This window comes from Anaerocaecibacter muris (assembly GCF_943192945.1).
GTDB lineage: Bacteria > Bacillota > Clostridia > Christensenellales > Pumilibacteraceae > Anaerocaecibacter > Anaerocaecibacter muris.
The window spans coordinates 26,160-50,213 of record NZ_CALPCE010000004.1 but is presented as its reverse complement, the minus strand read 5'-3'; the positions used below and the strand labels follow the sequence as shown (position 1 = coordinate 50,213).

The following is a 24,054-nucleotide window of genomic DNA, read 5'->3' as shown; positions in this document are numbered from 1 at the left end:
TCGCCACTTCGACCACAACAGAAACCGCCAAACGGCGGTTTTTTGTTGCAGTTGAAGTGGCATTGGGACGAGAGCGCGGCGGAGAGAAATAAATAAAACGTAAAATAATAGAAAAAGATAAAAAGCAATATATGAGTAAAGCTGTTCGCCGCGCAGTTCGCTAACCGCTTGCGCGAGAAGCGAGTTAATACTTTATGCGATTAATCACGCAGATGAGTAAGATTAGTCCAATTTTGAATCGTCACTTTCCATTATAAAATTTATATAATAAATAGTGAATTGTCATAAAGTTCGTTTATTCTAAAATGAACGGTTATGCGTTTACACTTTCCATAATGAAAAAGTACAGGCGATAAGCGCCTGTACTTTTTATAATATTATATAGGATTGTAATATGCGTAATTCAGTGTTCGCAAATTGCGGATTTAATAGCTTCGGACAGGACGGGCACGTCTATGGGTTTGGTTAAGTGCGCGTTCATGCCCGCCTCTATGGATTCGCGCTTGTCGCTCTCGAAAGCGTTTGCCGACAGTGCGATTATGGGAATATTCGCGTGCGCGGCGTTGGACAGTTTGCGAATTTCCTTTGCGGCGGTGCGTCCGTCCATGACGGGCATTTGTATATCCATCAGCACCAGCGCATATTCGTCATTGGCGGACGATTGCACTTTTTCGACGGCGATTTTGCCGTTGGGCGCGAAGTCCGTTTCGTAACCGAGGTCTTGCAATATTTCCGTTTCGATTTCCAGATTGATTTCGTTGTCCTCGACAATAAGAATCTTTTTGCCGCGGGCGCAAGCATTTAGCGCGGCTTCCGCTTCGATTTGTTGTTCGTCCGTTTCGGATTCGGCGCGCAGGCTCAAAATTGCGGTGAACTTACTGCCTTTGCCGAGCTCGCTCTCTACCGTTATATCGCCGCCCATGGTTTCCATAAGGTGTTTTGCGATTGTGAGACCGAGCCCCAGCCCGTATACGCCGCTCAACGTGGTGTTGTGCTCGCGCTCGAACGGCTCGAATATGCGGTCGAGCGTGTGCTTGGATATGCCTATGCCGTTGTCTTCGACTGTGAAGTAGAAGGTGACGAACTCGCCCGATTTGTCGTTTGTCTTTTCGGACACCGAGATTACTACGTTCCCGCCTGCTTTGGTGTACTTGATGGCGTTGCCGACGATGTGGTTAAGCACTTGCGCGAGCTTGTGGCTGTCGGCATACACGTTTGCGTGCTTGACCGAATCCGCATGCAAGGCGAGCGAGATATTTTTTTGCGCGGCGGCGTTTATGGATGCGGCGTGTATGTCGCGCATAAAGTCGAGGATATTGCACGGTTCTTCCTTGACGGCATAGTCTTGCGTCTCCATGTACGAAATTTCCAAGACTTTGTCTATCAGTTCGAGAATTTGATTGCTTGCCGTTTCTATCTTGTCAAGATAAGCGCGCGTGGATTTGCCTTTGTCCGCGTTCTTTTTGGCGAGCGCGACGTAGCCGAAAATCGCGTTGAGCGGGGTGCGCATGTCGTGCGACATGTTGGACAGGAATGTGTTTTTTGCGACCTCGGCTATCTTTGCGTTATTGAGCGCGACTTCGAGAAGTTGTTTCTGTTTAATTTGCTGTAAAACTTCTTCGTCCACGTTGCGATAGCCCATGACTATCTGCGACACGTGATCGCGGTTGCCGACGTTGACTATACGCAACTGAATATACTGCGTTTCGCCGTTCTGTATGCACCTGTAATTAAGATAGTACGTCTGATTGTTTTCGAGCGCTTTTTTGATATACTCGACGGACGTCTTTTGCCGCACGCGTTCGCGGTCGTCGGGGTGCACCCATACTTTGACATAGTCGGTCAAAAACCATTGCAATTCCCGAACTTGCAAACGCTGTTCAAACTGGCGTTCGAGCCGCGTGCTCAATCGGTAGGGCAAAACTTTGTCGCCGTCGAGGTCGGCATAGAGTATCGAGTCGTAATTGACGCTCAATCCCTCTATCACCTCCAAGCGTTGCAAGTGTTCCTGCCGAATAAGTTTGCGTTCTTTGTCGTATTCTTCGATAAGGCTTTGGAGTTTTTGCTCTTTTGCCTTGCCTTCGTTTATTATAGTCGCGGTTTCCGCCATTCTGCGCGTGACCTTTTCGGTCGCGTCGCTTATAAACACGTAATAAAAATTGCCAGCCGTTTCGCTGTGGATAAAATGTCCGTAATCCTCCACCCAGCGCACGATTCCGTCCTTGCGCATAATGCGATACTCGACGTAATCGAGGTTGTCGGGGCTGTTGGAAATCTGCGATTTTATGCTCTTTTGTACGGCGTCTATATCGTCGGGGTGAACCATGCCGTTAAAGGAGTTGCCCGTAAGAGTTTTGAACTCGGCGAGGTTTTTGCATTTGAAGATACTGATTAACGCTTTGTTTGCGTACACTATTTCTTCCGCGCCGTCGGCGTTATATATCAAAAACCCGCCGGGGATCTCGTCGATAAACGCTTTGATTTGCCGCGCGGTTTCCAAATACAGCAGTTCTGCGCCCGTCGGAGCGTCGTTGCTCTTTTTAGCGGTGTTCAAAGGCGAGTCGTCGGCGATATGCAACAGCGTCAGCATGTATTCGATTATGCTGTTTTCATGCGTTTGCCTATCCATAATTTCACTCCTTTGAACATGTATTTTATAGATTTTATCACATAATACATTGTATTGTCAATTATATAGTCAAGTTTGATTTGCGTGCGTATTAAATACACTTCGCGGCTGCGCGCTAGACCGATTTTATTATATGATCGGCGTAAGCTCCCGCGACGTTTAGTCCCGTGGCTTGCTCGAACGCGTCGAAAAACGCGTTGGAGTTTACTTCGCACAATAGCGGTTCGTCGCCGAACAGGAAATCGATTCCGCAGTAGTCAAGCCCCAAAATGTTTGCGGCTTTGATTGCCGTGTCGCGCACGTTTTTCGGCACGTCGCAAGCGCGAGCAGTGCCGCCAAGCCCGACATTGGAACGGAAGTCGCCGTCAGACTGTCTTATTATCCCGCCGATAACGCGCCCGCCGATTACTATAACGCGCATGTCGCGCCCGTGGGATTTTGCGATATATCGTTGAAAAAGATGCGGGTACAGTTTAAGATTTTCGGCAAGCCGTTCGAGCTCGGCGCGGTTGTCGGCTTTAAATACGCTTTTGCCCATAGACCCGTAAACCAGCTTGACGATAATGGGGTAGCCGAGCGACTGTTCGGCGACGTCGAGCGCGCGGACGTTTACGGGCGCGTCGGTATAGTAGCACAGCGGCGCGGCGACGGTGTCGGGCATGGCTATGCCGTTATCGGCGAGCAGGATATGCGTCGTCATTTTGTCGTCGCACGCTTCGATGGCGGCGGCGGTGTTGAACAGGCGCACGCCGCGCGCTTCGAGCGCGCGCGAAGCGTACTTGTCCTTGTCGAGATACAGGCAAAAATCAAAATCGGCTGTAACGTCGATTTTGCCGTTTGTTACAGCCGAATAGCTTATATCGTTGCGTGCAACGGTTACGACCGCGCCGCGCGCTTCCAGTTCCTCGCGAATGCGAGTTACTTGGCGCGTTTCGAGCGTCGCCGCGTAAGCGTTGACGATTATAAGTCCTTTTAGTTTGCGCATATAGCGATTATTCCGCCGCTTTGTCGAACGAACACGACGTTAAATTGTACTCGGTGTGGCGGAAAACGCTACTGCCCGAATACTGATCGTAAGAAATGCGCAGGGGGATTTTTTTGTGTTCCTTGCCGCCCGACTTGAACGGGTTTTCGGCATAATGCACGACGTAGGGCGGTCCGTGGTTTTCGGCGTTGATGCTTATGGTCGTGTAAAAGCAGGACACGGGGTATGACGTTTCGCCCGTCTTTTCGTCTGTCACGGCTTCCACGCCGTAATCCTTGACCCAGTCGCCGATTTCTATTTTGTGCTTGGACTCGTCGCAGTTGACAACCATTCTGTACTCGGCAAGACTGCCCGTGTTGAATGTGTCGAACAGGTTGACCATTTTAAAGTTATTGGACGCGCTCGTCGAAAGCGCCTGCGCGCGCGCAAGATAGAACATCATTTCGTTGTCGCGGCAGGTGTTTTTGGGCAGGGAGAAAGTCTTTTTCTTTGCGCCGTCCTGCGCGGTAGCAATATACGTCGCTTCGTGCGTGTCGAAGTAGTCCGCGGTAATCTTGTAGGACAAGTTTGTCTTGCCCTCGCGATCGGCGAGCGTAACCGTCTTTTCCGAGCGCTTGGCGGCAAGGCTGTTGGACTCGAACTCGACTTCGCTTTGTATGCGGTCGGTCTTGCCTCTGTCGGCTTCGGGCGCGGCGTCGTTGTAAGTCACCGCAAAGTTCATTGCGAGCGACGTGTACGATACCGATTCTTTAAGCTCGAAACTCATTTCGCCCTCGGCTATGACTATGCGTTTGTCGTCCGCGACGCCCTTGGTCGTGTCGTAAATCGCAACCGAATAATCGAGCCGTTCGTAAGACCCCGTGGGCGCAAGCTCGACCGAATCGTGCCACGGCATGGTTTTGTCGAACGTGGTTTCGGCGGTTTCGGTGTTGCAAGCACAAAGCGACAACGCCGCAACGACGGACATAGCCGCGCACATCTTCTTTTTAATCGTAAGTTTCATAACGCTATTTTAGCACAACCGCGCGCGTTTGGCAAACGTTTATCGGCTACCGCTTGATTTTCGGCGCAATCCGATATATAATGTACGTATGTCCGAACACCTTTACGAAAGCTATCCCTCGGCGCTCGACGCGCTCGCGCAAAAGATAAAAGCGCGGCGGTTCGCGCCCGACGAATATCATATAGTGCTCACGCCCGACCGCTATACGCAGAGCGTGGAACGCGCGCTGTTTGCGGGCGGCGGCGCGATTGACTGCGAGGCGCTTACGCTGTCGCGGTTGTTGCGGCGGCTGACCGACGACGTTAAGTCGCTGTCGCGCGAGGGCGCGGTCATGCTTGTGGCGCGCGCGATAGACGCGGTCAAGGACGAATTTACATATTACGGCAGAGCGGCGAAGTACAACGACTTTGCGCGCGAAGTCTATCAAACTCTAATACAGATTTTGTCGTCGGACGTGCAAATCACCGCCGTAAAAGCGACGGGCAACACCGCGGCGAAACTGCACGATCTCGCACTGATAAAGGCGGAATACGACGCGCGCAAAGCGGGTTACGGCGACGCGTCGGACAGGCTCGCCGAGCTTATCGCGCTAATCCCGAATAGCGAGCTGATAGCCAAGTCGCACGTGTATGCGATAGGTTTTGCGGACTCCACAAAGCTGAACGCGCGCGTGTTGCGCACGATAGAAAAGCATGCGCTGTCGTTCGAGCGGTACGAGGCGAAGCCGCCCGCGCGCATGCGCGCCGACATGGAAATACTGTCCGCGCCCGACCGCATAACGCAGTACAAGGAAGTCGCAACGCGCATACGCGAGTATATAGACAGCCCGACGGACGGCGGCGCGCCGCGCAGATATTCGGATGTGTCTATTGTTTGCCCGTCGCCGCGTGCGCTTGCGCGCATACTGCGCGAGTACGGCATACCGTTTTACGCCGACGAAGCGACGCCGCTTGCCGAAACCGCGCCGCTCGACGCGCTGTCTTGCATTTACCGATTAAAGAAATCGGCGGACGGCGAAACATTGGCGTCGCTGTGCAAAAACCCGTATTCGGGCGTTGCGGACGACGACGCGGAAAAACTGCAAAACCACATAGCGGCGCGCGGCATTACTTACGGCGTGTTCGATATGGATATTGACGACGAGGGCGCGGCACGCGCCGTTGCCCGCGCGAAAGTTTTGACGGACGGCATGACCGGTTCGGGTTTTGCCGATGCGTGCGAAGCGGTCGTCGAGCTTGCCGATTTCGAGGGCGTACAGCGTAGCTTGGGCGAAAAGGAAACGGACGAAGTTTCGCCCGTGCGCGCGCTTACCGCGCTGTTGCGGCGATACGGGTCGAGCGGCGAAGGGGGCGCGGACGGCGCGGAGTTCGACAGGGACGCGGCGGCGTTTTTCGGCGCGGCGCGCGCGGTCGAAATAAAATCGTTGCCGCGCGAGCGCGACAGAGTGACCGTAACAATGCCGCAGGCTTTGCGGCTTACGGCGTGCAAGCTGTTGTTCGTCGTCGATTTCAACGAGGGCGTTCTGCCTGCGACCACTTCGGACAGCGGACTTATTTGCGACAACGAGTTAAAGAGTTTGGGCGGCGTGATAGAGCCGAGCGTGTTCCAACAGAACAAGCGCGAGCGCGCCGAGCTTAAAGCCGTTGTGAACAATGCCGACTACGTCGTGTGCGCGTACTCGACCGAGGGCGGGGCGCGACCCGCGGCGATAATGGGCGAGCTTGCGTCGCGCGTGTTCAGGTACGACGGCGCGGAGCGGCTGGCGGTTTTGCGCGCTACCGACGACGCAAAGTATATAGCAAAATACGCGTGCGTGGAGAGCGCGGCGCGGGAGATTGCGACGCGCGGACTGACAAAACACGCGCAGTCGGTCGAGCTTGCCGTCGGCGCGCGGCGGCACACTGCGGCGGAGTTTTCGCCCGTAATCAAATTACGCAAAAAGCGCACGCTGTCGGCGAGCGAGCTGGCACACTGGTTCACTTGTCCGTATAAGCGGTTTTTGTCGGACGCGGTCGGGGTAAAGGAACGGCGCAACTCGCCGCTCGGCGCGCCCGATTTCGGCATAGTCGTGCACGACTTTATGCAGGAGCTTGTGAACGGCGGGCAGTACGACTGTTCGCGCGAGGCGGTGACGCGGCTTATAGACGGCGCGCTCGCAAAAAAGGGAATACGCGTAGACGACGCGGCGCGTGCTCGGCTTATTGACGACGCTGTCGATTACGCGACGGCAAACGTCGCGGCGATCGAGGCGGGCGAATACCGTCCGAAGTACACCGAGTACGCGTTTACGCTTAAAACGCCGCTCGGCAAGGACAAGTCAACCGACTTTTTCGGCATTATCGACAGGCTGGACGTGTGCGGCGATCGCGCGCGCATAATCGATTATAAAACGGGCAACAAAAAATTCCGCGTGCGCGATTGTCTTAACGGTTGCGATATGCAGTTGCCGTTGTACGCGGCGGCGGCGGAGGAACTGGGCAAGGACGTTACGGGCATGTTCTACTCGACTTTTTCGCCGCGGTACGACGCGAAAGATACGGACGGGCGACTGGACGGGTGTATGATAAAGGATGTCGCGGTCGCGGCGGAATACGATCGCGCGCTGGCGGACGGCGAGCGGTCGAAGGTGGTAAACGCCAAGTTCAAGATTAACAAGGACGGCGGCGCGGAGTTTTCGCGCCCGTCGGATTTGCTCATGGAACGCGAACGGTTCGACGGGTTGATTGCGCGGTGCGTCAAGACCGCGGACGTAGCCGCCGACGAAATAGCGAGCGGGTACATAGCGCGCGCGCCGATAGAGGGTGCGTGCGACAAGTGCGCATACCGCGGCGTGTGCGGCGGCACGGCTGCCGTGCGCAACTCGGACGCGGACGACGGGCTTGCGGAGGACGAATAATGGCGGTTGAATTTAAAGACATTAGCGGCATTATAACCGACAGCCCGTTTACCGACAATCAGCTTCGCGCCGTGACCGAGGACGGGAATATGATAGTTTCGGCGGGCGCGGGCAGCGGCAAAACCACCGTCATGATCGCGCGCATAATAAACAAGCTCGTGCGCGGCGCGCGGCTGGACGACATGCTTATAGTAACGTTCACGCGCGCTTCGGCGGCGGACATGCGAGTTAAGCTCGCCGAAAAACTGGTCAAACTGAAAACGGACGAAAACGCGCCGAGCGCGGCGCGGCTCGCGGCGGCAGACGCGATAGACGCAATGTCGGTCGCAAATATAGGCACGCTTCACAGCTACTGTCAAAAATTGATAAAGTCATATTTTTACGCGGCGCAGATAGACCCGTCCGCGACGGTGAGCGAGGAGAGCGAGGCGGCGGCGTTTAAACGCGCGGCGTGCGCGGCGGCGGTTGCTTCCGCGTGGTCTGACGGCGACGAATATTTTGCGGCTATGTACGACGCACTGCGCGGGCGCAGAGGCGACGACGGGGTTGTAAACGTCGTTGCGGACATTTTGGACTTTGCTTTGTCCACGCCCGATCCCGTTTCGTACTTGACGGACGTGCGCGACGATCAATCGCGGTTTGCGGAACTGGACGGCATTTTGGACGGGCGGCGCGCAAAGATCGCGGCGAGCGCGGATTTACTCAAACGCGAGCTTGACGGCGCGGGCATGAGCAAGCACGCCGTCGTAACGGGCGAGTTCGTCGATTACATAGACGGCAAGATCGATGACATTACGGCGACGAGTTTTCGCGCGCAGGGCGACGCGCGCGATATTTTGAACGAGCGATTTAAAGCGTTGAAAGCGGAGTGTAAAGAGCTTCGCACGGCTTACGACGAGGCGGCAAAAGCAAAAGCGGTCAACTCCGCGCCGTATGCGCGCGCGCTTTGCGCCGTCGCGCTGGACGCGCTCAACCGCTACGGCAAGCGCAAAGAGCAGACGGGCAAAACCGATTATTCGGATTTGGAACACGGCGCGTTGCGCGTGCTCGAAAATTCCGACTGTATGCGCGAAATCGCGGACGGCGTCAAATACGTGTTTATCGACGAGTTTCAGGACGTAAACCCGTTGCAGGCGCGCATTGCGCAAAAGTTTAAGGACGCGGGTGCGGAAATGTTTGTAGTGGGCGACGTAAAGCAGTCCATTTACGGATTTCGGCGGTGCAGCCCTCGGCACTTCAAGTCGGCAGTGGCGGACGGCGGATATACTCACGTCGCGCTCGCGGACAACTTCCGCTCGGCGCAACCCGTTATCGACTTTGTCAACAAGGTTTTCGACAAAACAATGACCGACGCGTTCGGCGGCGCGGACTATGCCGACGAAAATGCGGGACAACGCCTTGTTTACGGCAACAAATCTATTACGGGCGGAAGTGCGGAGCTTACGCTTATAAACGACGAAATCGGCACAGACGATTGCGACGAGCAAACGGACGGCGCGCCGAGCGACAATATTTATTCGGTGGTCAACTGCGCGACGGCGAGCTTACCTTCGGACGGCGAGGCGCAGTTCATTGCGGACAGCATTACCGATTATATAGGCGGCGGCGGGGCGTTAAGCTCGGTCGCGGTGTTAATACGATCTTTCAACGCGCGGTTCTGTTCTGCGCTCGCGCGGGAACTGGACGCGCGCGGAATACGTTATTCGTTCGGGCGCAAGTCCAAGGCAAAGGATTTTACGGAAGTTACGGAACTTACCGACATTGCGCGGTATATAGACAATCGTTACGACGACGTCGCGTTGCTCACCGCCATGCGCTCGCCCATGGGCGGGTTTTCGGACGAACAGATTGCCGAAATAGCGGCGGACGGCGAAGCCGAGCTTAAAAAGACAAACGTCAAAAAAACGGGCGAGCGGAAGACGTTCGCGTTTTGGCAAAAGGCGGACGCGTACCGCGGCGAGTATTCGGATAAAATATGCGCGCTCAAAGCGTTGCGCGCCGACATTGCAAACTATGCAAAACGCAACCGCGACAGCGCGGACGTTTTGGGCTACATCACGTCGAGTATAGACTACTTTGCGCACGTGTACCAAGCGGGAGGCGACGCGGCGGCGGTCGAGGCGCTTATAGACTGCGCCGCGGAACGGCATTGCGGCTTGCACGAATTTTTGAGTTATTACGACAGCTCGGACTTCGACCTGCCGATTGTCGGTTGTGCCGACGCGGTCAACATCACGACGGTGCACGCATCAAAGGGTTTGGAATACGATTACGTTATCGTTGCGGACGTAGCGCGCAAGTTTAACGAGCGCGACAACAGCGCGCGCATAATAATCGCGGAGGACGGAGTGGCTGTAAAAGTGCCCGACGCGGCGACGCGCACGCTCATAAAGTCCGTGCCGTGGATAATTCAAAATTATACCGCGCCCGCGCGAACGAAAGCGGAAGAATTGCGGTTGCTGTACGTTGCGCTTACACGGGCAAAGCGCAAGCTCGTCGTGTGCGGCAAGACCGACGGCAAGCCGCGCGTCGAAATAGAGCCGAGCGAGGCGAAGCGCATGCTCGACTTTATGTCGCATGTACCCGCGGTCGCGCCCCCGCCGGCACTGCCGATAGGCGACGACGCCGACGAGCAGGCGATCGCGCCCGTCGCGGCAATCACGGACGAAGTGCGGCGGCGGATAGACCTGTCGCGCGCGTACAAAATGTGCGACTTGCCCATTAAAACATGCGTGACGGCGATAGCGGCGCACGAATCGGAACTCGAAGACAAGCGGGACTACCTGTCCGCCGCGCCGGTGCTCACCGACGACGATCGCGCGCAGTCGGACAAACCCGACGACGGCGGGGAAACGGCGCGGCTACGCGGCACGGCGTTCCACCGCGCCATGGAGCTTATAGACTTTGATAATCCCGACTTGAATACCGTTAAAGACCGCTGCGATAATTTCGAGCTTATAAGCGGCGAGCAGGTTTTGCGTGCGGCGCAAGCTATGCGCGAGCTTACGCGCGGCGCGGCGTTCGTCGCAAAAGAGCGATACTTTATTTACGACGCTTGCGCGAGCGAACTTTACGGCGACGGCTATGCGGGCGAGAGCGTGCTCGTTCAGGGCGTTATCGACTTGCTGATAGGTTATCTCGACGGCACGGCGGTCATAGTCGATTACAAGACGGGCGACCCCAAACATTTGATAAACGCGGGTTATAAAACGCAACTGCGGTTGTACTCGGCGGCGGTCGAGCGCGCCGCACCGCTTCGAGTAAAGCGCGCGTGCCTGTATTCGTTCGCTTCGGGCGAGCTTATAGATTTGTGATTGACTAATCGGTCGGCGCGCGTAAAACGCGGCATAAACAGCCAAAATAAAGATAAGTCGCATTGTTATCGGTCAAAAATCGAAAATTCGTCAAAAACTTTGCCTAAAAGTATAGATTTTTTGCTTTTGTTATGTTAAACTATAATAGTCTATCTGTACCCCTGCAACACCGCGGGGGGAAAATATATTAACGTAAGGAAAAGGAGAGTAAAATGCTCGAAGCTCTTACCAAGTTATTCACCGAAACCTTGAAGTTGTCGGCAGACGTATGGCTGATAATTTGTTTGGCTGTATTGGTGGTCGCGTTCGCCGTTCCGCTTATCGCGGGGCTTGTTGCGGGCAGACTTAAAGCAGTCAAAACGGTTATGAAGTCGGCTATCGCTCACCCGCAGACCGCTGTTGCGGCTATGAAAAGAATGCCCGCCTCCATCAAGGCGCAGTATAAAAACGCGCGTATGGGCAACCTTCGCCCGTCCATGCTCGTTACCGAGCAGATGTGCGTTGCCGAACCGTACAAGCGTTCGCTCATTTCCAAGGTGTGGATAAGCACGCTCGCCGCGACTGTCGTTTGCTCGGGCATTGCATATTTTTCCGCGCCCACTGTTCCCGAAAACAGCGTGTCGGCTCTTGTCGCATCTCCGCTTACCGTATTTATACTGGGCGGACTGCTTACCGCAATCGGCGGAATAATAGGCAAGTGCGTGTACGGCGGCGCGGTTAAAACTTACGAAAAGTTTATACCCGTTCTCGACGGCGATCAAGTAAAAGGCGCGGAACCCGCCGCGGCGCAAGCGGCGCAACAGCCGGCGTATTCCGAACCTCAAGCGGCTTACGCAGAGCCGCAGGCGACTTATTCCGAACCGCAAACCGCTTACGCGGAAGCGCAACCCGTGTACGAGGAACAGCCGCAACAGGTCTATGCCGAACCGCAAGCCGCGTATGCCGAGCCGCAACAGACCGCCTATGCGGAAGCCCGGCCCGTATACGAGGAACAACCGCAAGTAGTAAACGTCGCGCCGCAGGAGAGCGACGAGGAAATCCGCCGCAAGGCGAGAGAGGAAGCGTTGGCGCAAGCTCGCGCGCAACAGCAACAACAGCAGGCGCAAGCGGCAGCACAACAGCAAGCCGCGCAGCAGCAGGCGGCGCAAAAGCAAGCCGCGCCCGCAGGCGGAACGTCCGCGGACGACGTAATTGCGCAAATAGAAAAAATAGACCGCGACGGCGCGCCGAGGGAAACCATGCGCGAGGTTGCAACTCTGTTACAGCGCGAACGCGCCAAGCCCGAAAACAAAACGCCCGAACAGCAGAAAAAACTCAACGAAGCGTTGAGCAAGCTGTTAAAGGCAATGTCTGCGGCGAGCAGAAAATAATACAATATAATCCTAAAAGCGCGGACGCTCTCCGCGCTTTTAAAATGCTTAATTACTATAATGATAAGCGAGTAACTATCATGCGCCGCGCAACGCCGCAGGTCGATTTTTGCGCAATAAAAAGCCCGCCGTTGTCAAGAGCGACGGGCTTAATATATATCTACTGTCAGCTTTTGCTCGAATCGCAAGTGTCGTCGTCGGGATCGATCATTTTGTAATCTGGGTTGGTCGGGCGGGTGCGCTTGCTCGCCGGCTTGCGCGTGCAACCGCAACGCTTGCACGTTTTTTTAGCCGCGTGCTTTTTGGCGGGGAAAACTTCTTCCTGTATAACTTCCTCCGCGGCGAGTTCGCTGTTTATCTTGCAGGAGTCGCCGTCGCAGTCCGACTTGTCGTTTTTGCTTTTGTCGTCGGTCTTGCATTTAACTTTATTCCAGACCGATTTGATTTTCTGTTTTATGCTCATTATACTTTCTCCTTGCATATAGTATTTTTCGGTTGCGTATTATTTATTCGCGGGCGCGGGCGATTTTTAAAATTTGATTAGATTTGTCGCCGTCGAGCGTTATTTCTTTACAAACGCGACAAAACATTGTATAATATATCGAATATGCGGCGCGCACGGGTTTTCGGTCAAAGGGGCGCAAAGCCGCCGCATAGTAAAGTGAGGCTTGCATGTTAGAACTTAAAAACATCACAAAGGATTACGAAGTCGGCGACGACAAGGTCCACGCGCTTAAAGGCGTAAGTCTGGCGTTCCGCGAGAACGAAATGGTGTCCATACTCGGACAGTCGGGTTGCGGCAAGACGACGTTGCTCAACATTATAGGCGGACTCGATCGCTACACCGACGGCGATCTTATTATAAACGGTCGCTCGACCAAGTATTTTAAAGCATCCGACTGGGACGCGTACCGCAACCAAAAAATAGGTTTCGTTTTTCAGTCGTACAATCTTATCCCGCACTTGACGGTGCTGGGCAACGTCGAGCTTGCGCTTACGCTTTCCGGCATTAAAAAATCGGAGCGCAGGGAGCGCGCGATAGAAGCGTTGCGCAAAGTCGGTTTGGAAGGCGAGCTTAAAAAACGCCCCAACCAAATGTCGGGCGGACAAATGCAACGCGTCGCAATAGCCCGCGCGATTGTAAACAACCCCGATATTATTCTCGCCGACGAACCTACGGGCGCGCTCGACAGCACGACCAGCGTAGCGGTTATGGATATATTAAAGGAAATTGCGCGCGACAGGCTTGTAATTATGGTCACGCACAACCGCGCGCTTGCCGAGGAATATTCCACGCGCATAATTTCAATGCTCGACGGCGAGGTCAAGGGCGATACTGCGCCCGTGTCGTTTGCGGACGGCGGCGCGGAAACCACCGCCATAACAAACGACGACGCGGACGGCGTGCAATCGGACAGTGCGGATAACGCGCCCCAAGCCGCAGGACAAACCGCGTCCGACGAACAAGCGAAGCGCGCGGAGAAGCTGCGCAAAAAGCAACATAAAAAAGAACAAAAGGCAATCACAAAAGCCAACAAAGCCGCGCTTAAACGCACGTCCATGTCGCTGTGGACGGCGTTCGGCTTGTCGTGGCGCAACCTCATAACCAAAAAGGGCAGGACGGTAGCGACGTCCATTGCCGGTTCTATCGGCATTATCGGCGTTGCGCTCGTGCTCGCGCTTTCCAACGGATTCAACCACTACATAGAGGACATGCAAACATCAATGCTCGCGCATTATCCCGTTACGGTCACGGAAATGACAATGGATATAGACGCGATGATGGAAAACATGGAAAACGGCGGAGTCAAGCTGGAACAGTTTCCCGACGGAAATAAGGTCGTGTTAAAGGGCAGTAACTCGGCGGCGGTGTACCATTACAACCGCATAACCAAAGAGTACATGGAGCACATCGACAAGATGCCGCAGGGATTGGCTATCGATGTGACGCGCGACTACGCCAAAAGCAAGATAATAGTAAGCAACAACATGAGAACGGACACGGGCTTCGGCGTGGTGGACACGTCCAACAACGCGGTCAACGGCATGATGGGCACCAACTCGTCGGGCTTTCAACAGCTTTTGAACAACACGGAATACGTGCAGTCGCAATACGACGTTTTAAAGGGTAAGTATCCCACCGAGGCGGGCGAAATAGCGATAGTTATAGGCACGGACAACTCCATTGCGATAAGCGTGCTTAACGAGCTCGGTTTAAAAACGCCCGAAGATACGGAGAACGCGACGTTCGACGATTTCTTGGGTCAGGAATACAAACTGATATTCAACAATCAATGGTTTACGTACAACGCCGAGCGCGACTTGTACGTTTCGTTCGACAAGCTGTCGCCGAGCAAAGCCGACTGGCAAAACCTGTATGACAACGAGAACAACCTTACGTTAAAGGTTGTGGGCATAATGCGCATTAAGGAAACGTCGTCGCTCGCGCTTTTCTCGACGGGCGTAGTGTACACTCCCGCGCTTAACGAAATGTTAATACAGAACAGCATGAATAGCGAAGTAGCAAAAGCGCAACTTGACGATCCCGTGCGGTGCGTGAGCGACGCGTTGGAGATTTCCGCAGGCTCTGCGGGCAAGTTCCCGTGCGCGGGCTTGCAGTTTTCCGCTATACAAGCGGGCATGGAAAAGCCCATGGGCGCGCTCGGCATGCACATAACAGCCGATGACATTTACAACATGGCGTTGCGTGCAGTGGGCGCAAACGATATTCCCAACGCCGTTAATTTCTATCCCGTAACGTTCGCCAAAAAGACGGACATGATAAACTATCTTAATAAATACAACGCGGGCAAAGCCGAGGGCGATAAAATTTACACGCTCGACGCGGCGTCCGTCGTCACGGGCACGGTCAGCGACATGATAGACATTATATCATACGTGCTTGTCGCGTTCGCGGCAATTTCGCTGTTGGTGTCGTCGGTCATGATAAGCATTATCACTTACGCTTCGGTCGTGGAACGCACCAAGGAAATAGGCGTGCTTCGCTCGGTCGGCGCGAGAAAGACGGATATCATGCGCGTGTTCAATGCCGAAACGATTATAATCGGGTTTGCCGCGGGCGTGTTCGGCGTGCTCGTCACGCTTATACTGTCGTTCCCGCTGTCGAGTCTGTTCAAGAGCATATCCGACGGCATGGTTACGGTCAGTCTGGTATCGCTCGCCTGGTGGCATGCGTTGCTTCTTATCGGCATATCTGTCGTGCTCACGACGATAGCGGGCATGCTGCCCGCGCGCAGTGCGTCCAAACGCGATCCCGTCGTCGCGCTCCGCAGCGAGTAAACCGAGTAACGGCGCGGCTACGCTTACGGGCGCGGGCGAAAGCAACAACGTTTTTAAAACCGCATAGCGGTATATAATTAGGACAAGGAAAAAGGTCGGAACGGTATGGCAAAAAGCAAACCTACATTTTACATCACAACGCCCATATATTACGCGAGCGGCGCGTTGCATATAGGTCACTGCTACACGACGGTGGCTTGCGACGCGATAGCTCGGTTTAAGCGCATGGACGGGTACGACGTGTTCTATCTCACTGGCACGGACGAGCACGGGCAAAAGGTGCAAAAAGCGGCGGAGGAACGCGGTTTAAGCCCGCAGGCGTTTGTAGACGGGCTTGCCGAGCGCATACAAAAGCTGTGGGAACGCATGGATATAAGCAACGACGGCTTTATCCGCACCACGGACAAGGCGCACGAAAAGGCGATTGCGGACATCTTTACAAAGCTCTACGAAAAAGGCGATATTTACAAGTCCGAGTATTCGGGCAAGTATTGCGAGCCGTGCGAATCGTTTTGGACGGCGTCGCAGCTTGTAAACGGCAAATGCCCCGACTGCGGGCGCGAGGTGCGCGACTCCAAGGAGGAGTGTTACTTTTTCCGTTTGAGCAAGTATGCCGATCGCGTGCGCAAGCTGTTGACCGAAACCGACTTTTTACAGCCCGATTCGCGCGTCAAAGAAATGGTCAATAACTTTATCGACAAGGGGCTTAACGACCTTGCCGTAACGCGCACTTCGTTCGACTGGGGCATAAAAGTCCCGTTCGACGAAAAGCACGTAATTTACGTGTGGATAGACGCGTTGCCCAACTATATAACCGCGCTCGGTTACGGCGCGGGCGACGACGCAAAGTATAAAAAATATTGGCCGTGCGACATGCACGTCATGGCAAAAGAAATAGTCAGGTTTCACTCGATAGTGTGGCCCGCCATTTTGATGGCGCTCGAAATCCCGCTACCCAAGCGTCTGTACGGTCACGGTTGGATAATGTTCGGCGGCGATAAAATGAGCAAGTCCAAAGGCAACGTCGTGGATCCGTTCGTGCTTACCGACAGATACGGCGTGGACGCATTGCGTTATTATTTGCTGTCCTCCATGCCGTTCGGCGACGACAGCAACTACACGAGCGAGCTTTTGCTGTCGTCCATAAACGTCAATCTTGTAAATGACCTCGGAAACCTTGTGCGCCGCACGTTCGCAATGAGTAAACAGTATTTCGGCGGCGCAGTCAAAAAGCCTGCCGCGGACGACCGCGACGCCGCGTATATCAAGGCGATAGACGCGCTTGCGGCGGCGGTGCGCGCGGACATGGACAAGCCCGAAATAAATCGCGCGCTCGAAAAGATTTTCGGCGTTATCGATTTATCCAACAAGTATATCGACGAAAACAAGCCGTGGGAGCTTAAAAAGACGGGCGACGACATTAGGCTAAACGCGGTGATGTACAATCTTTTAGACGGCATACGCGTTTGCGCGAACATGCTTTTGCCCTTCCTTACCAAATATCCTCGGCGCATATTCGACGGGCTGGGTTTGCCCGTGCCGACCGACTTTGCGCAGGCAAAGCACGGCGTTATCGAGTGTTACAATACTACCGAGATAGAGCCTATACTCAACAGGCTGGACATAAAAAAGGAGCTTGCAGAATTGGAAAAGATAGCCGAACAAGCCGAGGTCAAACCTACGGCGGAAAACAGCGGCGCGGACAGCGCGCAAAACACGCAAGCCGCGGAAGAGCCGCAACTTATATCCATTGACGACTTTTTCAAGTCGGAACTTGTCGTCGCCGAAGTAGAGGCGTGCGAAAAAGTGGAAAAAGCCAAAAAACTGTTAAAGCTGACCGTGTTCGACGGCGCGCGCCGCCGCACGGTTGTTTCGGGCATTGCGCTCGCGTACAAGCCGGAAGAAGTAGCGGGCAAAAAGGTCGCGCTTGTCGCAAACCTCAAACCCGCCAAACTGTGCGGCATTGTGTCGGAAGGCATGCTGTTGTGCTCGGTGGGCGAGGACGGCTTGCCGCGGCTTGTTCACCCCGACGGTAAGGCGGGCGACAAAATATGCTAATCGATTCGCACGCGCATATTTACGACGAGGAATATAACGACGAGGGCGGCGCGCAACCGATTATCGCCGCTATGGATAAGGACAACCTCGAATATATAGTGTGCGTTGGTTGCGACGTTCCCACCTCGCGCACGTGCGTGGAGCTTGCGCAAGCCAATCCGCGCATATACGCAACGGTGGGCGTTCACCCGTATGACGCGCATACCGTAACGCCGCAAAACATAGATATACTGTGCGGACTTGCCGATTGCGAAAAGGTGGTCGCGGTGGGCGAAATCGGACTGGACTTTCACCGTCCAAACTCGGACAGGCAAACGCAAATCAAGGCTATGATAGCGCAGTACGAGCTTGCGCGCGACTTGAATTTGCCGACGGTCTACCACATACGCGACGGGTTCGGCGAATTTTACGAGTTTGCCAAAACGCGCGATTTTCCGCGCGGCGCGGTGTTGCACTGCTTTTCGGGATCGGCGGAAATAGCCGAGTATTACGTCAAGAAAGGTTTTTACATTTCGTTTTCGGGCACGCTCACTTACGCCAACGCAGTCAACCTTCGGCGCGCGGCGGAAGTCGTGCCGACGGACAGGCTGTTGGTCGAAACGGACAGCCCGTATCTTACGCCCGACCCGCTTCGCGGGCGAAGAAACTATCCCAAAAACGTCGCGCTTGTCGCAAAGCGTTTGGCGGAAATCAAAGGCATTAGCGCGGAACGCATGGAAAATACGACCGCGGAAAACGCGAAAAGGGTGTTCGGAATAGAGTAATGGCTAACAATTACGTTTATACGCTCGACGGCAAAGCATACATAAACCTAACCAACAAATGCGGGAACGCTTGTTCGTTTTGCATACGCAATACGGGCGACGGCGTCAAGGACGTAGCGCTGTGGTTGGAACGCGAGCCGCAAAGCGCGGACGAAGTGCTTACTGCGTTCGATAAAATCGCGCCGACGTTAAAAAGCGACGAGGTTGTGTTTTGCGGGTTCGGCGAGCCGACCGAAGCATTGGAAATTCTTAAAGCCGTTGCGCGCAGGCTCAAAGCGTCGGGATACAAAACGCGACTGAACACCAACGGACTGGGCAATCTCGTAAACGGAAAAAACATCGCGGCGGAGCTTAAAGGCTTGATAGACGTCGCGTCGGTGTCGCTCAATAATTACAACGCTCAAAAGTATCTTGAAATAACCTCGTCCGTGTACGGTTTGCGCGCGTTCCCCGCGGTAGTGGAGTTTGCCGAGCAGTGCAAGGCGCAAGGCATAGACACTGTGTTCACGGTCGTGGACACGATCGGCGCGCAGGACATAGCGCGTTGCCGCGAGCTGTGCGAAAGTTTATCAATCCCGTTGCGCGTGCGCGAATACGTCGCGGACAATTATAAAAACGAACAAGGAGTGTGACGGTGCCGCAAGCTATTGTATATATAGGCTATATAGCGATGGTCGTAGTTATCGTCGCGTTATCAATAAAGCTCGGCAAGTACGTCGATATTATCGACGCAAAAAGCAATATTTCCGGCGCGTTTATAGGCGGCGTTATGCTCGCAGCCGTTACGAGCCTGCCCGAGCTGTTTACGTCGCTGTCTGCGGTGTGGATAGTGCGCGAAAACTCCATGATTATCGGCAATATTCTCGGGTCGGATCTTATCAATCTCGCGTTCTTCGGTGTAATATTGCTCATATTCGGCAGGGGTCTTAAAAAAGCGACGTTCTCCAAGTTTTACTACGTCGCGCTCGGCGTGGCGTTGGGCATGTACGCGCTTGTCGCGATAGGACTGTACTTTGCGGAATATATGCGCGTAACGTGGTTTTCGGCGATATCGCCCGCGGTGCTCGTGCTGTACGTGCTGTTCGTAAGCAAAATGCCCAAGACCTCGGAAGCGAGCGATCAAAAATCGACCGACGACGGAATTACGCTCAAACAAGCGGTCGTGCGCTTTCTTATTTGCGCGGTCGTGCTGATAGGCGCGTCCATAGCAATGACGTACTTGACGGACATGGTCGCGGACAAACTCAACCTCGGCAAGACCTTTGCGGGCGCGCTGTTCTTGGGCGTCGCAACCAGCCTGCCCGAACTTATTTCGTCGGCAACGCTGTGTTTCCGCGGAAATTACGATGCGGCGGCGGGCAATATCATAGGTTCCAACGTTTTTAACTTTGCAATACTGTTTGTGGCGGACACGCTTTCGTTTATGCCCGATCGGTCTGAAATTTACATACTAAATTCCGATTCCAAATGGTTGCTTATATTCGGCGTGATAGCTACGGCGACTACGCTTTGCATGATGATTATTAAGAATAAGTGCAAGCCGAGCCGCGGCGCGCTGATAGGCGTGCAGGCGATAAACGCCGTGCCGCCCGTGATTTACGTTTTGTATCTGCTAATCACCACTGCGGTGATAGCCGTATAAAACGCGTCGAAATAGGTTAAATTCGAGAATATATATAGGAGAACGACATGGCGGAAGAACAGAATGAAAAAATCGAATATCAATACGTTATGAACTACAAAGCATACAGGCGCAAAGCCATAACGTTGCGAGTGCTCGGCACAGCAGTGATCGCGGGCGGTTTGGCGGGGCTGTGCGCCGTGTCGATTATGCTGGGCGCGGTGCTCGCGGCAATCGCGGTATGCTTCGGCGGGATAGCGGTAGTCGTGTCGCTCGGCAACGAGCAAACATATACCGTGTACAACACGCGTATCGTTCTCAAACGCCGTCACAGCGAAAAGCGCACGACTGCGGCAATGGACAGTGTAGTTAAGGTCGCATACAAGCGCGCGTGGTACGAAAAAGATTTGGGCACAGGCACTATTACAGTCACCGCCAAAACGGACAAGGGCGGTACGAGAAAGTACAAACTCCGTCACGTGTTTAACGGCATGCCCGCCGTCGAATATATCCAAAACGAAATAGCGCGAAGAGGATTTAAAACAAATGAAGATCGAAAATAAAACAATGGACGAGGAGCGCGCGCTTTACGGTCTGGAACGAGTCGAAATAGATAATTGCAGGTTTGCGGGCGAAGCCGACGGCGAAAGCGCGCTCAAAGAGTGCGGAGCGGTCGAGGCGCGCAACTGCTTTTTTGATTTGCGGTATCCGCTTTGGCACGACAATTCGGTCGCGTTGGAAAATTGCGAAATGACGGCGAACTGCCGCGCCGCGCTGTGGTATACGAAAAACATAACTGCGGTAAAAACCAAAATGCACGGAATAAAAGCGTTGCGCGAGTGCGACAACGCCGTAATCAAGGAGTGCGATATTGTTTCGCCCGAGTTTGGGTGGTTCACGGACGGCGTGCGCATGACGGACAGCACGGCGGTCGGCGAATATTTTATGATGCGCGCAAAGAATATCGCGGCGCGACGGCTGAACTTTAAGGGCAAGTATTCTTTTCAGTACGTCGAGGGCGTTATAATCACGGACAGCAAACTCGACACAAAGGACGCATTTTGGCACAGCAAAAACGTAACGGTGGAAAACTGCGTCGTAATAGGCGAGTATTTGGGTTGGTACAGCAAAAACCTCACGTTCAAAAATTGCACTATAATCGGCACTCAACCGCTTTGCTATTGCAAAAATTTGCGGCTCATCGATTGCGTCATGCAAAAAACCGACCTGTCGTTCGAGCGGTCGGAAGTGTACGCGACTTTGCGCGAGAGCATAGACAGCATTAAAAATCCGTACAAGGGCATTGTTAAAGCGCCCGCCGTCGGCGAGATCATACGCGACGACAAAAACGCAAAAGCGCGAATTATTATCGACCCCGTGTTAAAACGCGAGGCGGCTGTATGAAAAACGGTCAGCCGAGCGCGTTTCAAACCGACGTTTACGAAGCCGTCAAATCGGTGCCGCGCGGCAAGGTCGCAACCTACGCTCAAATCGCCGCAATGTCGGGTCACCGCGGCGCGGCGCGCGCGGTGGGAAACGCTTTGCACGTCAATCCCTTTTTCGGGTCGGTGCCATGCCATCGCGTTGTAAGCGCAAGCGGCAGAACCGCGCCCGACTTCGCCTTTGGCGGATCGGACGCGCAAGCGCGCATGCTCCGCGACGAAAACGTCGAAGTTAAAGACGGAAAAGTCGATCTTTACATATATCAGTGGCGCGGTGAGTAGGATAACGATAGATTGCGTCGAGCATAAAATCAACCGATAAACGGTAAAAAACAAAACATAAGTAAAACACGCAAACGGACACACCGCGCGTGTTTTTTTGTTGCTATAACGATTTTACGCACGCAATCCGATCGCCGCGAATATATAAAAAGTGCTATGAACGAAATAGAATTGTTGGCGCGCATAATACAGTGTGAGGCGGGCGGCGAGGGCGATATAGGCATGCGCGCGGTCGCTTCGGTGATAATGAACAGAGTGCGGCAAATGCAGGGCGAGTACGGCAGGTACAATTCCGTGCGCGACGTGGTGTTTGCTCCGCGCCAGTTCGAGTGCGCGACCGACCAGCCGCAAAACCTATATAACATGTCGCCCGAGCCTATTCATTACGACATAGCGCAGTGGGCGTTGAGCGGCGGGCGGCTGTCGGACACAGCGGACTCGCTGTGGTTTTTCAATCCGTATTCGGAAACGTGCAGAGCGAACTTTCCCAATCAAAACGGATACTTTAAAACCCGCATAGGCAACCACTGCTTTTATTCCCCGACAAGCAGTTATTTTTCGACCTGATATAAGGATAACGCGCGCGCAAATATCGCGGCGCATAAAGTTTAAAGTCAAGTAATTTTCCCGAATGGAGGACATAAATATGGATTGCGAAAACAGACCCGTGGATATAAATATCCCCGACCCGTTGCCCGATTTCAATTCGGAAAACAACATCGGCACGTGGAAACAGCTGTTCGCCACGAACATCGGCAAGCGCGTAAAAATAGACATATCGTTATTCGACGGATCGATACGTTCGGTGTCGGGCGATATTTACATAGTCGGCAACGCGTATGTCGGGGTGTCGTGCGACGGCAAGATTTGCATTGTGGACATATTCTCCGTCAAACTGGCAACGTTTTATTGATTTATAACAAAGCCGCCGCGGCGCGACGTAACGTAAACACGCCGCACCGCTTTATTATGGTTTTATATTGTGTCGTCGAGTGCGCCGTTTAATACAGCTTCGAGGTTGCTCGCGTCGGACACGTAAAATTCCGTTGCGCCGAGGCGGTTGAGTAACGCCTGTATCACTATCGCGCCGTATGGCACGGTGTCTGCGCGCTTTTGGCAGACGGGGCGAAACAGCGCGAGTTTGGGGCTTAACAGCATGGGCATAAAATCGTCGAGCTGTTTTGCCGTAAAGCGCGTGCTTACTTTGTTCTTATCGTAAATTTTAAGGTTTAACATGCACGCGGCTATCGTGCACGCGCTCCCGCCCGTTATAACAACGGGATGGGCGGGGACTGTGCCGTATTCGCGTAAGAGCGTAGGCAGTTCGTCTATTGCGCGACGGTAATCGCCGTTGAATTTATTTTTCATAACTACAACGCCGAGCGGCAGACTTTTGACATAGCTCGGCGTTTTGCCGTCCTCGGAACAGATCACTTCGAGGCTTCCGCCTCCGAGGTCGCAGACTGTAATCGCGCCGTCGGGCTTTGTCGCGCCCGCGAGCGCGAGCCGCGCTTCCTGTTCCGCCGACAGGATAAGCACGTCAAGATTGATTTCGGCTTTGACGGCGGCGCAAAACTGCTCGCCGTCGGCGGCGCGGCGCACTGCTTCGGTTGCGAACACGGTAATATTGTCGCAACCAGCGGCGCGGCAAACTTTTGCATATTCGCGTAGCGCGTCGAGAGTAGCCGATAAACCGACGGGCGAAAGTTTACCCGTGCGGTCTATGCCGTCGGCAAGTTTGGTTATAGTCGAACGCCCCGTTCCGTCGGACAGGGCGAGCCGTATGGAATTCGAGCCTATGTCTATTGCGGCGCGCATAATACTCCTTAAAAGCGTATCTAAAATGTGTTAAAGCAGTAGTTGCAAAAACAAAAAACCGCCGCTTCCGCGACGGTCTAAATCAAAAACTAATTGCCGTCAATCGAGGTTTCGCCGCGGTAAATCATGTCGAGCATTTCCCGCGCGTAATCCTCGATAAATTCGGCGGATTCGCAGTAGTCGATCATGCCGTTGTTTTTATCGATAAGCTGTTCGAGCCGAGCGTTCTGTGCGGCGAGAGCGTCTTTTCGGCTGTTGGCTGCGCCCAGTCGCACGAGATTGACAATCAGCGCGATAATCAAAAGTACCAGCAGAACCGCGCCTGCGGCAACCGCTATCTTGATTGCGGATTTGTTCGTATCGTTCTTTTTCTCTGTCATCATCGACATTTTAGCACTGCCGCGCGCGCTTGTCAAGTATTTTTCAAGTTTTGCGCGCAGCGCGCATATAATAAAACATGCGATTAAAATTTTACCGCGCTTCTATTTGAATTATGCGTTTATGATCGAAAAATACAATAAGAAACAAACACACACAATCGCATTACACAGTCGTCATAATTATTTCAAAAT

Annotated in this window: 19 protein-coding genes; 13 read left to right on the top strand and 6 right to left on the bottom strand. The window is 53.9% G+C overall.

Features of this window, described 5'->3' with window-relative positions:
- Window positions 1–403: 403 nt before the first annotated feature.
- The 3 genes from NFR57_RS04510 to NFR57_RS04500 all read right to left on the bottom strand — a co-directional run bounded on the left by NFR57_RS04510 (window position 404) and on the right by NFR57_RS04500 (window position 4,617).
- Window positions 404–2,629, bottom strand: a complete 2,226-nt coding sequence (locus tag NFR57_RS04510; RefSeq protein ID WP_251182648.1) for a hybrid sensor histidine kinase/response regulator — start codon at window positions 2,627–2,629, stop codon at window positions 404–406.
- 115 nt (window positions 2,630–2,744) lie between these two features.
- Window positions 2,745–3,614, bottom strand: a complete 870-nt coding sequence (locus tag NFR57_RS04505; protein WP_251182647.1) for a RimK family alpha-L-glutamate ligase — start codon at window positions 3,612–3,614, stop codon at window positions 2,745–2,747.
- A 7-nt stretch (window positions 3,615–3,621) separates the two neighbouring features.
- Window positions 3,622–4,617, bottom strand: coding sequence for a hypothetical protein (locus NFR57_RS04500; protein WP_251182646.1), 996 nt, complete (start codon window positions 4,615–4,617; stop codon window positions 3,622–3,624).
- 88 nt (window positions 4,618–4,705) lie between these two features.
- Between NFR57_RS04500 and NFR57_RS04495 the strand changes: the two genes are divergently transcribed.
- From NFR57_RS04495 to NFR57_RS04485, 3 genes are all read left to right on the top strand, one after another.
- Window positions 4,706–7,513: a PD-(D/E)XK nuclease family protein gene (locus NFR57_RS04495; RefSeq protein WP_251182645.1), complete on the top strand. Its 2,808-nt coding sequence runs from the start codon at window positions 4,706–4,708 to the stop codon at window positions 7,511–7,513.
- The gene (locus tag NFR57_RS04490; RefSeq protein WP_251182644.1) at window positions 7,513–10,827 is read left to right on the top strand and encodes a UvrD-helicase domain-containing protein; all 3,315 of its coding nucleotides are present in this window, start codon (window positions 7,513–7,515) and stop codon (window positions 10,825–10,827) included. The genes NFR57_RS04495 and NFR57_RS04490 overlap by 1 nt, the downstream gene beginning before the upstream one ends.
- 212 nt (window positions 10,828–11,039) lie before the next feature.
- A complete protein-coding gene (locus NFR57_RS04485; RefSeq protein ID WP_251182643.1) occupies window positions 11,040–12,197 on the top strand; it encodes a hypothetical protein in 1,158 nt (385 codons plus the stop codon).
- Between the two features lie 166 nt (window positions 12,198–12,363).
- Here NFR57_RS04485 and NFR57_RS04480 read toward each other — a convergent pair whose 3' ends face one another.
- Entirely contained in the window at window positions 12,364–12,660 is a 297-nt protein-coding gene (locus NFR57_RS04480) for a hypothetical protein (protein ID WP_251182642.1), read from the bottom strand.
- Between the two features lie 209 nt (window positions 12,661–12,869).
- Between NFR57_RS04480 and NFR57_RS04475 the strand changes: the two genes are divergently transcribed.
- The 10 genes from NFR57_RS04475 (at window position 12,870) to NFR57_RS04430 (ending at window position 22,577) form a co-directional block, all read left to right on the top strand.
- The gene (locus tag NFR57_RS04475) at window positions 12,870–15,497 is read left to right on the top strand and encodes an ABC transporter ATP-binding protein/permease (protein WP_251182641.1); all 2,628 of its coding nucleotides are present in this window, start codon (window positions 12,870–12,872) and stop codon (window positions 15,495–15,497) included.
- A gap of 105 nt (window positions 15,498–15,602) precedes the next feature.
- A complete protein-coding gene (gene metG / locus NFR57_RS04470) occupies window positions 15,603–17,555 on the top strand; it encodes a methionine--tRNA ligase (protein ID WP_251182640.1) in 1,953 nt (650 codons plus the stop codon).
- Window positions 17,549–18,319, top strand: a complete 771-nt coding sequence (locus NFR57_RS04465) for a TatD family hydrolase (RefSeq protein ID WP_251182639.1) — start codon at window positions 17,549–17,551, stop codon at window positions 18,317–18,319. The genes metG and NFR57_RS04465 overlap by 7 nt, the downstream gene beginning before the upstream one ends.
- On the top strand, window positions 18,319–18,951 hold the full coding sequence (locus NFR57_RS04460) for a TatD family nuclease-associated radical SAM protein (protein WP_251182638.1): 633 nt from the start codon (window positions 18,319–18,321) through the stop codon (window positions 18,949–18,951). Before NFR57_RS04465 ends, NFR57_RS04460 begins: the two co-directional genes overlap by 1 nt.
- A gap of 2 nt (window positions 18,952–18,953) precedes the next feature.
- Entirely contained in the window at window positions 18,954–19,961 is a 1,008-nt protein-coding gene (locus NFR57_RS04455; protein WP_251182637.1) for a sodium:calcium antiporter, read from the top strand.
- Between the two features lie 47 nt (window positions 19,962–20,008).
- Window positions 20,009–20,503: a hypothetical protein gene (locus NFR57_RS04450; protein ID WP_251182636.1), complete on the top strand. Its 495-nt coding sequence runs from the start codon at window positions 20,009–20,011 to the stop codon at window positions 20,501–20,503.
- Window positions 20,487–21,344: a DUF3737 family protein gene (locus tag NFR57_RS04445; protein ID WP_251182635.1), complete on the top strand. Its 858-nt coding sequence runs from the start codon at window positions 20,487–20,489 to the stop codon at window positions 21,342–21,344. Before NFR57_RS04450 ends, NFR57_RS04445 begins: the two co-directional genes overlap by 17 nt.
- Window positions 21,341–21,664, top strand: coding sequence for an MGMT family protein (locus tag NFR57_RS04440; RefSeq protein ID WP_251182634.1), 324 nt, complete (start codon window positions 21,341–21,343; stop codon window positions 21,662–21,664). Before NFR57_RS04445 ends, NFR57_RS04440 begins: the two co-directional genes overlap by 4 nt.
- 156 nt (window positions 21,665–21,820) lie before the next feature.
- On the top strand, window positions 21,821–22,231 hold the full coding sequence (locus tag NFR57_RS04435; protein WP_251182633.1) for a cell wall hydrolase: 411 nt from the start codon (window positions 21,821–21,823) through the stop codon (window positions 22,229–22,231).
- A 79-nt stretch (window positions 22,232–22,310) separates the two neighbouring features.
- Complete coding sequence (locus NFR57_RS04430) at window positions 22,311–22,577, top strand: hypothetical protein (protein WP_251182632.1); 267 nt, start codon at window positions 22,311–22,313, stop codon at window positions 22,575–22,577.
- 62 nt (window positions 22,578–22,639) lie between these two features.
- Here NFR57_RS04430 and NFR57_RS04425 read toward each other — a convergent pair whose 3' ends face one another.
- On the bottom strand, window positions 22,640–23,482 hold the full coding sequence (locus NFR57_RS04425) for a Ppx/GppA phosphatase family protein (RefSeq protein ID WP_251182631.1): 843 nt from the start codon (window positions 23,480–23,482) through the stop codon (window positions 22,640–22,642).
- Window positions 23,483–23,571: 89 nt separating this feature from the next.
- Window positions 23,572–23,865: a septum formation initiator family protein gene (locus NFR57_RS04420; RefSeq protein ID WP_251182630.1), complete on the bottom strand. Its 294-nt coding sequence runs from the start codon at window positions 23,863–23,865 to the stop codon at window positions 23,572–23,574.
- Window positions 23,866–24,054 lie beyond the last annotated feature (189 nt).

Coding starts and splice junctions, on each gene's coding strand:
- NFR57_RS04510 (WP_251182648.1), bottom strand. CDS start 2,629: ATGGATAGGCAAACGCATGAAAACAGCATAATCGAATACATGCTGACG.
- NFR57_RS04505 (WP_251182647.1), bottom strand. CDS start 3,614: ATGCGCAAACTAAAAGGACTTATAATCGTCAACGCTTACGCGGCGACG.
- NFR57_RS04500 (WP_251182646.1), bottom strand. CDS start 4,617: ATGAAACTTACGATTAAAAAGAAGATGTGCGCGGCTATGTCCGTCGTT.
- NFR57_RS04495 (WP_251182645.1), top strand. CDS start 4,706: ATGTCCGAACACCTTTACGAAAGCTATCCCTCGGCGCTCGACGCGCTC.
- NFR57_RS04490 (WP_251182644.1), top strand. CDS start 7,513: ATGGCGGTTGAATTTAAAGACATTAGCGGCATTATAACCGACAGCCCG.
- NFR57_RS04485 (WP_251182643.1), top strand. CDS start 11,040: ATGCTCGAAGCTCTTACCAAGTTATTCACCGAAACCTTGAAGTTGTCG.
- NFR57_RS04480 (WP_251182642.1), bottom strand. CDS start 12,660: ATGAGCATAAAACAGAAAATCAAATCGGTCTGGAATAAAGTTAAATGC.
- NFR57_RS04475 (WP_251182641.1), top strand. CDS start 12,870: ATGTTAGAACTTAAAAACATCACAAAGGATTACGAAGTCGGCGACGAC.
- metG (WP_251182640.1), top strand. CDS start 15,603: ATGGCAAAAAGCAAACCTACATTTTACATCACAACGCCCATATATTAC.
- NFR57_RS04465 (WP_251182639.1), top strand. CDS start 17,549: ATGCTAATCGATTCGCACGCGCATATTTACGACGAGGAATATAACGAC.
- NFR57_RS04460 (WP_251182638.1), top strand. CDS start 18,319: ATGGCTAACAATTACGTTTATACGCTCGACGGCAAAGCATACATAAAC.
- NFR57_RS04450 (WP_251182636.1), top strand. CDS start 20,009: ATGGCGGAAGAACAGAATGAAAAAATCGAATATCAATACGTTATGAAC.
- NFR57_RS04445 (WP_251182635.1), top strand. CDS start 20,487: ATGAAGATCGAAAATAAAACAATGGACGAGGAGCGCGCGCTTTACGGT.
- NFR57_RS04440 (WP_251182634.1), top strand. CDS start 21,341: ATGAAAAACGGTCAGCCGAGCGCGTTTCAAACCGACGTTTACGAAGCC.
- NFR57_RS04435 (WP_251182633.1), top strand. CDS start 21,821: ATGAACGAAATAGAATTGTTGGCGCGCATAATACAGTGTGAGGCGGGC.
- NFR57_RS04430 (WP_251182632.1), top strand. CDS start 22,311: ATGGATTGCGAAAACAGACCCGTGGATATAAATATCCCCGACCCGTTG.
- NFR57_RS04425 (WP_251182631.1), bottom strand. CDS start 23,482: ATGCGCGCCGCAATAGACATAGGCTCGAATTCCATACGGCTCGCCCTG.
- NFR57_RS04420 (WP_251182630.1), bottom strand. CDS start 23,865: ATGATGACAGAGAAAAAGAACGATACGAACAAATCCGCAATCAAGATA.